This is a genomic window from Streptomyces sp. BF23-19, assembly GCF_041106355.1.
Lineage (GTDB): Bacteria > Actinomycetota > Actinomycetes > Streptomycetales > Streptomycetaceae > Streptomyces > Streptomyces virginiae_A.
In genome coordinates this window covers 1-9,491 of the sequence record NZ_JBGBPT010000154.1, presented here as the reverse complement: position 1 = coordinate 9,491, position 9,491 = coordinate 1, and the positions used below count along the sequence as shown (strand labels likewise).

Sequence of the window (9,491 nt, the reverse complement as noted above, 5' to 3'; positions counted from 1 at the left end):
GCCGGCCGCCCCGTGGGCGGTCGCGCCGTGGGCGGTCGCGCCGTGGGCGGTCGCGCCGTGGGCGGTCGCGCCGTGGGCGGTCGCGCCGTGGGCGGTCGTGCCGTGGGCGGTCGTGCCCGGAAGAACGGCGGGAAAGCACGGTGCCGGGCGGCTTCGGGCCGCCGAGGATTGCCGCATGACGATCACCTCCCGGGGCCGGTCCTTCGACAGGGCGGCCGCCGACTACGCGCAGAACCGCCCCTCCTATCCGCCCGAGGTGCTCGACGCGGTCGAGGAACTCGCCGGCCGCCCGCTCAGCGGCGCCCGCGTCGCGGACATCGGCGCCGGCACCGGACTGGCGACCGCCCTCCTCCAGGCCCGTGGTGCGCACGTCGTCGCGGTGGAACCCGGCCCCGCGATGGCCTCCCAGCTCCGCCTCCGGCTGCCCGCGGTCCCCCTCGTGCTCGGGGACGGCGACAGCCTGCCCCTCGCGTCCGGGTCCGTCGACGTCCTCACCTACGCCCAGGCCTGGCACTGGACCGACCCGCGCAGCTCCGTCCCCGAAGCACTGCGGGTGCTTCGCCACGGGGGCGCGCTCGCTCTGTGGTGGAACGACTCGGACAGCACCGTCTCCTGGATCGCCGAGCAGGACGCCCGCCTCGGCCGCCTCTTCGGCGGTGACGGCGGCGCACCCGACCCGAGGGCCCGGTTCCGCGGCCTGCCGCCCGGACTCGACTTCACCACCCGTCAGGTGTCATGGACCCGGAGCGTCCCGCTCGGTACACATCTGGCGAACCTCGCCAGTTACTCCGACTTCCTGATGCTCGGGAAGGAGGCCACCGACGCGTTCCTGGACGCGGAACGGGACCTGCTGAGCGAGGTCTTCCCGGACGGGACGGTAGAGGAGCGTTACGTCGTCAGCCTGGCCGTCGCCCGCCGCTGACGGTGCACCGCGACAGGGGTCCGACGGTCGTCCTCGCACCGTCAGGGCCCGCGGCCCGGCTCCCGGGCGGTGTCCTCGCCCGCTCTCATGGACAGCGGCGGGATCCTGCCGAGCCGCACGAGGCGGTGGCGTACGGCCATGACGACCACCGCCGTGGCGAGGACGACCACCCCGCCCAGCCGCAGGATCGCGTCGTAGGCGTCCTCGGGCGGCCGCTGGGGTGTCATCGCGGAGATCGCCGCGGCCGTCCCGGCGAGGGCGATCGCGCCCAGCGTGACCAGGAACGTCAGCAGGACGCCCGAGGCCTCCCCCGCCCTGGCCGGTGCGACGACCTGCTGGGTCGCCACGCCGGAGAAGGTCCAGCCCAGCCCGAGACCCAGGCCGCACCACGCGAACACCGGCACGTACAGCCACCAGGCGTCGACCTGGGCCAGGGCGTACATCCCGGTGCCCGCGACGGCGCCGGCGAGGGCCATGACCGCGGTCGGCCGCATGTACCGGCCCAGGCGCGCCCCGAGCGGGCCGCTGACCGCGACCAGCAGGGCCGGGGCCAGGAAGACCGTGCCCGCCAGGAGCGGCGAGAGCCCGCGGACGCCCTGGAGGTAGAGGGTGGCGAGGAAGACGGTGACGCCGTAGCCCATGTTCGAGAGCGAGCCCATCCCGGTCACCAGGACGTACGGGACGTTGCGGAAGAGCCGCAGGTCGACCAGCGGGTGCCGGGCGAGGCGCTCGCGTACCAGGAACAGGGCGCCGGCCGTCACGGCCAGGGCGAAGCACAGGAGGGTGCGGGCGCTCCCCCAGCCCCAGGCGTCCCCGCGTTCCACGGCCAGGGTCACCGCGGCCAGGGCGCACACGATCAGGGCGCAGCCGAGGAGGTCGAGTTCGCGGGGTGCCGAGGTGTCGCGCGAGTTCGGTACGTGGAGGAGGGCGGCGAGCAGCGAGAGCAGGCTCAGCGGGACCATCAGCCAGAAGATCCAGCGCCAGCCGGGCCCCTGGGTGAATCCGCCGCCCACGAAGGGCCCGAGGGCGGTCCCGATGTTGGCGATGCCGAAGACCGCGCCGAGGGCCTTGGCCCGGGTCTCGTCGGGGAAGGTGTTGGTGATCACGGACACGGAGACGGGGAAGACGAACGCCGCGCCCACCCCCTGCACGATCCGGGCCGCCACCAGCGGGCCGAGGCCGGGTGCGAGCGCGCAGCCCACGGAACCGGCCGCGAACAGGGCGATCCCGGCCAGCAGGCTGCCGCGCCTGCCGAAGACGTCCCCCACCCGGCCGCCGACGATGAAGAAGCAGCCGATGGCGAGCATGTACGCGGACAGGGTCCACTGTGCGGCCGAGACCGTGACGCCGAGCTCCGCCGCGATGCCGGGGATGGCGAGGTTGAGGGCGAAGAAGTCGAGCTGGATGCAGAAGAGGGCGACGGCGACCGCGACGAAGGCCCCCCTCCTGCGCGCGGCCGGCGTCGTCTCAGCGCGCATGAGGGGGTTCCTCTCAGCCGGCGCGGCCGGGACACCGCGAGAACGGCCGCGCCGCGGCGGCGGGGTGGCCGCGGGAGCGGCCGCGGGCGTGCCTCGATCCCATTGTGGGGCGGCCTGCCGGGGGGTGCAGTGCGGCCGGGGGGTGCGGCGGGGCCATGGCCCCGTATACGCGAGAACGCCCGGCCGGAGATCCGGCCGAGCGTGTGCGTGCGTCTGCTGGTGGCTTAGTACCAGTGGTTGGCGGACCAGAAGTTCCAGGCGCCGACCGGGCTGCCGTAGCGGTCGTTCATGTAGTCCAGGCCCCACTTGATCTGGGTGGCGGGGTTGGTCTTCCAGTCCGCGCCGGCGGAGGCCATCTTCGACGCCGGCAGGGCCTGGGCCAGGCCGTACGCGCCGGAGGAGGCGTTCGTCGCGGTGTGGTCCCAGCCGCTCTCGTGCGAGATGATCTTGTCGAACGCGGCGAACTGGGCCGGGTCCTTGATCATCTGCTGCGCGATCGCCTTGGCGCTCGTCGGGGCCGCCTGGGCGGGAACCGTGGCGAGCATGGAACCGGCGACACCCAGGGCGACGACGGTGCCCGCGAGGGCCTTCTTGGAAGCGGCGATGCGGCGGATGACGGTGTTGGACACGGAGTGAACCTTCCACAGGGAACAGGGGCGGTCGCAGGCATGTCGAAGACATGCGTGAGCCACTCACACGGTGGAGAGGGGTTCGTCGGCGGCGGGTGAAGCACCCGTGCCGCCTGGCGACTCATCCAGTTCTACAGACGGCCCGACATGCCGGCAACGACCCCTCTTACTAAGGGCCCTCGCAGTCGGGGGCCGGTGGACCTGCCGTGGCCGGGGCTCGATCCGTGCAGGTGGGAGCCGATACGCGAGGCCGATATGGGGCCTTCCGCGGCTACTATCCCGATTCGTATGTGACGTGGGCCCTATGGGGCGGGTCACCCCCGGGGGGCCCGGATCTCACCGAATGTCATCGGCCGTACCCCCTTCGAGGCGGCCGGCCGGATGCTCGGACCGCCTCGGGATCGTAGGGAAGAGGGGTCCGGGGGGCGCGGACCGTCGCGTCTCCTGCCGCGCCCCACCGGGCCCGCCCGCGTCCGTTCGGGCGGAACAGCGGGCGGGATTGCCCTCCTCGTGCCTCGGACGGGCCGTGGTCTTCACGCAGAGACGGGCACGAAGAGGGGAACGAGACACGCTGCCGAGGCGTACCGGAACGATCCTGGGCGCGGCCGCGCCGGCCGTGCTGAGCGTCCCGGCCGAGGCCCAGGCCGCGGCGGTGGCCTGCGGCGGGGGCACCTCGACCGGCCGGGTGGCCGTCAACGGCTGCATCAGCGCCGAGCGGGGATCGGCCGGCAGGTTCCCCACGCGGGACATCACCGCGCACGTCAAGGTGCGCAACACCGGGGCGAAGGGGCTGAACGTCGCCTACGAGGCGTTCTTCCGCGTGGTCGACGGCGGCCATCGGGAGAAGGTGGGCAGCGGCCGTACCCATGTCCGGGCCGGTGAGACGGTCGGCCCGGTCGAGGTGGGGAGCACGACCCGGGTGTGCGGCCCCGTGAAGGTCGAGATCCGGGTGCACGCCCGGGCCGACGGCGCCGCCCGGAGCGGCTGGTCCCCCGCGTCGACGAGGCAGTGCCGGACCTGACGGGCCCCGTCCCCTGTCACAGGGCCGGTGTCACGGGGCCGGCGGCGTCCAGAGCGGATCGCGCCCGCTCAGGCCGACGGCCCGGTCCAGCAGCGGGGCGTCGTCCGGTACGGGCACGACGGGGCCGAAGATGCCCCCGCCGCGGTCCCCCTGCGCCGCGGCCGCCAGCAGGAAGGCGTGCGAGGCGCGCACCGCGGCCGGATCGGGCGCGTAGTCCTGGCCGGTGGCCCGGGCCAGGTCCCATCCGTGCACGACCAGCTCGTCGGCGGCCACCGCACCGGCGACGGCGGCGGGCAGGTCCACGCCGCCCGCGCGGGTCGTGCCGGTCCAGGCGGTCGGGTCCTGCCAGGCCTCGGCCAGTTCGCCGAGGACCTCGGGCAGTTCCTCGCGCCAGCGGGCGGGCAGGGCGGGCGCGGCCGGGCCGGGGGCCGTGTCCGTGGTGGCGCCCAGGTCCTTGCGGGCGGCGTCGCGGAAGGCGACGCACAGGCCCGCGAGGTGGCCCAGCAGGTCGCCGACGGTGTAGGCGGGGCAGGGGGTGCGGTCGGCGAGCCGAGCGTCGGGGACGGCGGCCACGAGGCGGGCCACGATCCGGGCCTGCGGTCCGAGGTCGAGAGTCGTCGTGCCGGTCATCTGCCGCTCCTGCTCCTCCCGGACGGTGGATCTGCAGGGTAGACCGGCGGCGGGGCCCGTACGCGGCGCGACGCGGCGTACGGGCCCCGCCCCGCCGGACCGGGCGGGGCGGTGCGCCCGCCGCGCCCCGCTCGACGGGCCCACCGCCACGACGGAGGATGAGGGACTGTGATGACAGTCCTGGTGGTCGGCGTACCGGAGGGCGCGGAGCTGGAGCTGCTGCGGTCGCGGATCCAGCGCAACCCTCACTTCCGGGTCATCTCCCATGCCCACACGCCCGGTGTGGCCCTGGCGCACGCCCGGGTCCTGCTTCCCGACATCACCGTGCTGACGCTGTCCGGGGGCCTGCGTGAGGACCCGGCCGCGCTCGGCGTCTTCCAGGGGGTACGGGCCCTGGACCCGCCGAGCGGGGTGGTGCTCCGGACGAGGGCGGAGGCGGCCCCCGGTGATCTGGACGGCGTCACCGCCGACGGGGCCGTCCACCTCGTGCGCGCGGGCGACGAGGAGGGGCTGATGCGGGCCCTGCGCACGATCGGGCTGCGGCGCGCGACCTGCGACCCGGACGAGATGCCCTGACCTCGCCCGCCCCGCCCGCCGGAACGGGAACGGGAACGGGAACGGGGGCGGGGAGGGAGGGGGCAGGCGGTCGGCGGCGGGCCGGGGGTGTGCCGTCAGGCGACGCGCAGCACGCTCTTGCCGTGGGTGGTGCCCTCGGCGAGCCGCTGCACGGCGGTGGCCAGGTCCTCCAGGTCGTACTCGGCGGTGATGTCCACGCGTACCGTGCCGTCCGCGACGAGGGCGAGGGCGCGGCGGGCGCTGTCGGCGAGGCGCTCGGGGTGGGTGTCGGCGAGCAGGTTGCTGTTGTAGGTCAGGAGGGACCTGCCGTTCATGAGCAGGTCGCCGGGGTCGGCGGGGACGGGTTCGAAGGGGGCGAGGTTGCCGAAGACCGCGAGCCGGCCGTGGGCCGCCAACTGTTCCAGGGCGGCGCGGCGGGTGGCGCCGCCGACCGGGTCGAGGATCACGTCGAAGCGTTCGCCGTCGAGTCCGGCCGGGAGTTCCGCGCGCAGCACGACGCGGTCGTATCCGAAGGCGGCGGCGTAGGCGGCCCGGGCGGGGCTGCCGGCGACGCCGACGATCCGGCCGGCTCCGGCCAGGCGGGCGAACTGGGCGGCGAGCGTGCCGACCGAGCCGGCCGCGGCGTGGATCAGCACGCTCTCGCCGGGCCGGACCCGTGCGGTGGTGTTGATCAGGTCGTAGGCGGTCGGTGCGCCCCAGCCGAGGCCGGCGGCGGTGCGCAGCGGCAGGCCGCCGGTGTCCAGGGCGAGCGCGGCGGGTGCCAGGGCCACCTCGGCGCAGGCGCCTGACGTGGTCAGCGCGGTGACGGGTGTGCCGATGCGGGCCGCATCGACGCCCTCGCCGACCGCGGTGATGTGGCCGGACGCCTCGAAGCCGGGGACGAAGGGGCGCGGGAGGGGGAAGCGGCCGTCGCGGACCATGGTGTCCCCCCACTGGATCCCGGCGTAGGCGACCTTGACCGCCACCTGGCCGGGGCCGGGGACGGGCTCGTCGATCTCGGTGACGCGGTAGCGGTCCTCGGTGTCGAGGAGAACAGCCTTCATGATCACAGCCCCTTGTGCCGACTCAGTATCCTTACAGTCGAGGACAGTAGGTATATAAGGTTCCTGAGTCAACCCATGAACCTGTCAGTGGAGTGGGAGTGCGTGATGGAAGCCCCGGTCGAGGAGTCGCTCTGCACCCGGATCAGGCGGTCGGAACAGGCGCTGATGGCGCACCACGAGGCGGTGCTGCGCGCCTACGGGCTGACCATGACGCAGTACACGGTGCTGCTGGCGCTCTCGCGTGAGGGCGGCATGTCCGGCGCCCAACTGGCCCGCTCGTGCGGGGTGACGCAGCAGAGCATGAGCAGTGTGCTGGCCAACATGGAGGGCAAGGGGCTCATCCTCCGCGAGAGCTCCGCGGTGCACGCCAAGGTGCAGATCGCGACCCTGAGCGGTGAGGGTCGGGCGCTCCTGGACCGCGCCTACGGGGAGGTGGCCGTCCTCGAGCGGGCACTCACCGACGCGTTCACGCCCTCCGAGCACGCCGCGCTGTGCGCACTCCTGGAACGGGCCACCGCCGTCCTGGTCGGGCAGACACGTCACGCGGCGACCCCGCCCGCCCCCTCCCCCTGAACCGCCCGCCCCCCTGAGCGGCCGGCCGGGGCGGGGTCAGCCGGTGGCTTCCGCGGACCGTGCGGGTGTGTCGTCGTCCGGGAAGGTGCCGCCGCCGTCGGCCGGTTCGGGGCCGGGGGGCCAGGAGGCGACCAGCAGGTCGCCGGCGTCGGCGATGCCGTGGGCGGTCCGGTGGCGGGCGACGGCCGGGTCGCGGACGCCGACCGTGAGGGTGTGGGCCTTCTCGCCGGGTCCGACGCCCTCCGTCACGGCGTCGCGGGGGCTGTGGCCCGGGCACATCGCGGCGGCGGGGACGACGATCTCGAAGCCGAGCGGCGCGGGCCCCGCTTCCAGTTCGTCGCCGGGCGGGTCGGTCCCGAGTGTCACGGGCATGCTGTGGACGGCCATCACGATGCCGTCCGGGCCGTGGATCTCCACGCCGGCGCCCCGCCCGCCGAGCGGTCTGCCCAGGAGCAGCGGTGTGCTGCTTCCCGGGGCGATGGACAGGTCGATCGTGATCCGTCCCGGATCGTCGGCCCCGTCGCTGGAGCAGCCGTAGGCGAGCACCACCATCTGGGGGGTCGCCGAGGCCTTGGACGGGCGGGGGCCGGGGTCCAGGACGTGGCCGTGTTTCCCGCACGCGCTCGGGGCGGCGACCCCGCCCCCGTCGAGGGGCCGGTCCTGCGGTCGTCCGGTTGCGGGTCGGGCGGCCGGGCCGGGGGCGGACGGGAGGCATCCCGTCGTCAGCAGCAGTCCCGCGGCCCATGCCGCGGCCCGTGCGGTCCGTCGTCGTCCTGCCATGCCCCGCCCCCGTCGTGCTGCCGGCGCCCGGTATCCGCCGACCGGTCGCGGGGCGGGTCGGCGGGGGCGGGGCGGGAGGTCGGGACGGCTCGGGGCACAGGTAGGGGGAAAGGCCCGGGCCCCGACCCGTCAGGGCGCTCCCGGCGGGCGGGGGTCGACCGCCGGGAGCGGGTCTGTCAGGCCGGGAGCGGGGCCTGGTGTTCGGGGTGGCGGGCGAGTTCCAGGGCCGTCGCCCGGTCGAAGCCGCGGTGGTCGTACAGGCGGGCGACGAGCAGGCCGACGAGGAACGCTCCGGCCGCGTAGGCGCCGATGACCAGCCAGGCGTGGACCAGGCCGGTGCCGAGGCCGTCGAAGAAGACCAGGGAGCGGATGCCCTCGGTGACGTGGCGGGCCGGGAGCAGTTCGCCCACCGCGCGGGCGAAGTCCGGCTGTGCCTGGACCGGGACGGTGCCGCCGGAGAGGGGGATGCCGAACATGGTCACGATCAGCAGGGCGATGACCTGGCCGGCCATTCCGAAGACGGCGAAGAGGGCCAGGGTGAGCAGGGTGATCGCCGCGCAGGTGAGGCCGGCGAACAGCCAGAGCTGCAGGGGACGGTCGGGCTCCACGCCCAGTCCCCACACCGCGACGGCGATCACGGCGCTGCCCGCCCCGAAGCCGGTCACGGCGCCGATGCCCGCCTTCGCCAGGAAGGTGGAGGTCCGGGTGATGCGTACGACGGGGAGCAGGCTGCGGCGGGGACCCATCTCCAGCGGGGAGTAGCCGAGGGCCGCGTCGACGGTCATGGTGAGCAGGACGGCGGGCAGCAGGCCGGCCAGGAGCAGGGCGATGGTGAGGTAGAGGGTCATGGCGCCGCCGGCGGTGGCTCCGGTGGTGGTGCGGGCCGGCTCGGTGACGGTGCGGACGGGGTCCTGGAGCAGGAGCAGGCGGTCGGGGCCGGGTTCGGTGGCGGCGGCCCGTTCGGCGAGTCGGCGGCCCAGTGCGGTGGAGGCTTCGGCAGCGGTGGCGCGGGCGGCCTTCTCCGCCATCGAGGAGGCGACGCTGCCGGCTCCTTCGTTGGTGAGGACGGTCAGTGTCGGCCGTTGGGGGGTGGCGCCGGGTGCGACGAGGGTGAGGGCCTTGCGGCTGAAGTCCTGCGGGATGACGAGTGCGCCGTCGGCCTCGCCGCGTTCCAGGAGCCGTCGGGCCTCGGGGAGGGAGGTGACGGTGTGCCAGGAGATCCGGCCGTCGTGGCGGGCGTCGTCCTCGATCCGGGTGCCGAGTTCCCTGCCGAGCCGCACTGTGGTGCTGCCGGTGGGGGTGCCTTCGTCGGCGTCGACGAGGACCATCGGGAGGTCGCGGAGGTGTGCCTGCGGGTCGGCCGCCGGGCCGATGTAGGCGAGGGTGACCAGTGCGGCCAGCAGGCCGCCGACGATCACCGCCGCCCAGCCGCGAGGCTGCTTCCACAGATGTGTAGCCCGCACGGGGGCCGCCTTTCGGGTGTCCGGGATGGGTGGTGCGTTCACTTCGTGTTCCGGTGTCCGCCCCGGGGGGTGTGGGGCGGGGCGGGCAGCAGGCCGCGGTCCCTGAGCAGCGGGAGGGTCTCGCGGGCGAAGCGGCGTAGTGCCGCGGGGCCGGAGAAGCGCAGGAGGAGGCCGTCGGAGCGGGTGGCGGCCAGTGCGGCCGCGATGCGGTCGGCCTGTGCGTCGGCGCTCTCGTCGGGTGCGGTCTCGGCGAGGAGTACGTCGAGTACGTCCAGGGCGGGGCCGGTTCCGTCGGCGGTCCAGGTCAGGGCGGTGCCGTGGTCGGTGGGGCCGGAGTGGGGCGCGGCGGGTGCGTGCGGGTCGGCGGGGCCGCGGA

At 74.9% G+C, this 9,491-nt stretch carries 11 protein-coding genes; 4 read left to right on the top strand and 7 right to left on the bottom strand.

All coding sequences use genetic code 11. The annotated features are described in order from the left end of the window. Positions 1-175 precede the first annotated feature (175 nt). Positions 176-922 carry a class I SAM-dependent methyltransferase gene (locus tag AB8A24_RS42225; RefSeq protein ID WP_328959612.1) on the top strand — a complete coding sequence of 249 codons (747 nt, stop codon included), beginning with the start codon at positions 176-178 and terminating at the stop codon, positions 920-922. A 41-nt stretch (positions 923-963) separates the two neighbouring features. On the opposite strand, the gene AB8A24_RS42220 is transcribed toward AB8A24_RS42225, so the two are convergent. Further along, on the bottom strand, positions 964-2,400 hold the full coding sequence (locus tag AB8A24_RS42220) for an MFS transporter (protein ID WP_328959613.1): 1,437 nt from the start codon (positions 2,398-2,400) through the stop codon (positions 964-966). A gap of 224 nt (positions 2,401-2,624) precedes the next feature. Beyond that, positions 2,625-3,029: a transglycosylase SLT domain-containing protein gene (locus AB8A24_RS42215; RefSeq protein WP_328959614.1), complete on the bottom strand. Its 405-nt coding sequence runs from the start codon at positions 3,027-3,029 to the stop codon at positions 2,625-2,627. Between the two features lie 526 nt (positions 3,030-3,555). Between AB8A24_RS42215 and AB8A24_RS42210 the strand changes: the two genes are divergently transcribed. Then, positions 3,556-4,050: a hypothetical protein gene (locus AB8A24_RS42210; protein WP_369479154.1), complete on the top strand. Its 495-nt coding sequence runs from the start codon at positions 3,556-3,558 to the stop codon at positions 4,048-4,050. A gap of 30 nt (positions 4,051-4,080) precedes the next feature. Here the strand turns inward: AB8A24_RS42210 and AB8A24_RS42205 are convergent, their stop codons facing one another. Continuing rightward, positions 4,081-4,680, bottom strand: a complete 600-nt coding sequence (locus AB8A24_RS42205) for a TIGR03086 family metal-binding protein (RefSeq protein WP_328959616.1) — start codon at positions 4,678-4,680, stop codon at positions 4,081-4,083. Positions 4,681-4,851: 171 nt separating this feature from the next. Here AB8A24_RS42205 and AB8A24_RS42200 point away from each other — a divergent pair, with 171 nt between their 5' ends. Continuing rightward, complete coding sequence (locus AB8A24_RS42200) at positions 4,852-5,256, top strand: hypothetical protein (protein ID WP_369479153.1); 405 nt, start codon at positions 4,852-4,854, stop codon at positions 5,254-5,256. Between the two features lie 95 nt (positions 5,257-5,351). Here the strand turns inward: AB8A24_RS42200 and AB8A24_RS42195 are convergent, their stop codons facing one another. After that, positions 5,352-6,299 (bottom strand): zinc-binding alcohol dehydrogenase family protein, encoded by a 948-nt coding sequence (locus AB8A24_RS42195; protein ID WP_328959618.1) that lies wholly within the window; start codon positions 6,297-6,299, stop codon positions 5,352-5,354. Between the two features lie 75 nt (positions 6,300-6,374). On the opposite strand from AB8A24_RS42195, the gene AB8A24_RS42190 reads away from it, so the two are divergent. After that, entirely contained in the window at positions 6,375-6,872 is a 498-nt protein-coding gene (locus AB8A24_RS42190; RefSeq protein WP_328959619.1) for a MarR family transcriptional regulator, read from the top strand. A gap of 36 nt (positions 6,873-6,908) precedes the next feature. Here AB8A24_RS42190 and AB8A24_RS42185 read toward each other — a convergent pair whose 3' ends face one another. From AB8A24_RS42185 to AB8A24_RS42175, 3 genes are all read right to left on the bottom strand, one after another. Further along, positions 6,909-7,652, bottom strand: a complete 744-nt coding sequence (locus AB8A24_RS42185; protein ID WP_369479152.1) for a hypothetical protein — start codon at positions 7,650-7,652, stop codon at positions 6,909-6,911. A gap of 176 nt (positions 7,653-7,828) precedes the next feature. Further along, positions 7,829-9,115, bottom strand: a complete 1,287-nt coding sequence (locus tag AB8A24_RS42180; protein WP_369479151.1) for a YhgE/Pip domain-containing protein — start codon at positions 9,113-9,115, stop codon at positions 7,829-7,831. Positions 9,116-9,153: 38 nt separating this feature from the next. Further along, a partial coding sequence (locus AB8A24_RS42175; protein ID WP_369479150.1) for a hypothetical protein occupies positions 9,154-9,491 on the bottom strand: 338 nt, incomplete at its 5' end.